General features: G+C 50.8%; 2 protein-coding genes and 2 pseudogenes. 3 read left to right on the top strand and 1 reads right to left on the bottom strand.

The features are described 5' to 3' along the window. Positions 1-7 precede the first annotated feature (7 nt). The 3 genes and pseudogenes from M6F29_RS11570 to M6F29_RS12440 all read left to right on the top strand — a co-directional run. Positions 8-358 (top strand): type II TA system antitoxin MqsA family protein, encoded by a 351-nt coding sequence (locus M6F29_RS11570; RefSeq protein WP_298160034.1) that lies wholly within the window; start codon positions 8-10, stop codon positions 356-358. A 256-nt stretch (positions 359-614) separates the two neighbouring features. Beyond that, a pseudogene (locus M6F29_RS12445) lies at positions 615-886 on the top strand (BrnT family toxin). Next, positions 846-1,112, top strand: a pseudogene (locus M6F29_RS12440) (BrnA antitoxin family protein); the annotation flags it as partial. The pseudogenes M6F29_RS12445 and M6F29_RS12440, both read left to right, overlap by 41 nt. 14 nt (positions 1,113-1,126) lie before the next feature. Here the strand turns inward: M6F29_RS12440 and M6F29_RS11565 are convergent. Continuing rightward, positions 1,127-1,377 (bottom strand): transposase (locus M6F29_RS11565; RefSeq protein WP_298160031.1); only part of this gene is annotated, 251 nt, incomplete at its 5' end.

Here is a 1,377-nt window from a genome sequence, read left to right as displayed (position 1 = left end):
CCGCGACTTGCCATATACCTACAAGGGGGAAACCACTCTGATTTCAGCGGTATCCGGTGATTTCTGCCCTGCTTGTGCCGAGTCCATTTTGGATATGGTGGAAAGTGATCGAGTCATGCGAGAAATGCGTGCTTTTTCGAAACAGATCAATGCAGCCATTGTCGATCCTGAGTACATTGCCAAGGTACGCAAGAAACTTGATCTGGACCAGCGCCAGGCCGCCGAAATCTTTGGTGGAGGAGTCAATGCCTTCTCTCGCTATGAAAACGGCAAGACAAAGCCGCCTTTGGCCTTGGTGAAACTGCTCAAGGTGCTTGAGCGCCATCCCGATCTGCTCAACGAAGTCAGGATGGCATAAATTCATCCATAGTGGGGATGCTATTTCCGGTTTGTCGGGTATTTGTCCTTTATCTTTTTTCAAAGTTAGATATTCGTCTGTTTTATTCAATCAACGAAGTTTGGCAGGGACCAGGAGGTACAACGGAAAATCCCCAAGGGATGAAGAATTGTCGTGACAGTCCAGGATAGTTCAGGGCATAGTTTCAAGTCTAAGCGCAACACGGCGGTAACAAATAATCCTTGACTTACCATTTTATCGTTACTACAATTAAACCATGAGGCTTGAGTTTGATGCTGACAAGCGTGACGAGACTATGCGCGAGCGGGGTCTTGATTTCGCTCGCGCCGGTGAGGTTTTTGCTGGCAAGCACCTGACGCGAGAGGATGTGCGAGAGAGTTACCCTGAGCCGCGTTTCCAGACGGTGGGGTGGCGGACGGGCGAATTGTGATGTTGGTGTGGACACCACGCGGCGAGGTTCGCCGTATTATCTCATTGAGGAAAACCAATGACCGCGAAACCGAAAAAATCCTCCCTGCCTTGGGTTGATCCTGATGATGCCCCGGAGGTTACGGATCAATGGGTCTCGGAAGCGAGTCTGTACGATGGGAATAGACTTGTTCGTCGTGGGCGACCTGTTGGCAGTGTGAAGGCTACGCCGAAGGTATCGACCACTATTCGCTTTGATGCAGATATTTTGGCGCAACTAAAAGCATCCGGGCGTGGCTGGCAAACTCGCGTAAACGACGCATTGCGTGATTGGCTCAAGACACACAAACCTTTACCTGATTATGTCTCTATCTCAGTGCGCACCATCAGTTTCTTTCCAGAACAAGGAGTTGCACTCATGAGCGCCACGGCAAGTCTTGGCACCATCGCTGCCAGGTCGAATCTTCGATTGAATCGATACTGCGACTCTGCCAAGTATCGACCGGCATATTTTCGGAAATTAAAGGCATGATATGTTCCACTCAGCGCGGTCTTGAGGTTGCCCAGCACCACATTGAGCCAGCGGAAGGGCTCGATCTCCGTGCCCGCCT

It is taken from the genome of Ferrovum sp. (genome assembly GCF_027317285.1).
Lineage (GTDB): Bacteria > Pseudomonadota > Gammaproteobacteria > Burkholderiales > Ferrovaceae > Ferrovum.
Note: the sequence above shows the minus strand (reverse complement) of the source record. Positions and strands in the feature narration are given on the sequence as shown.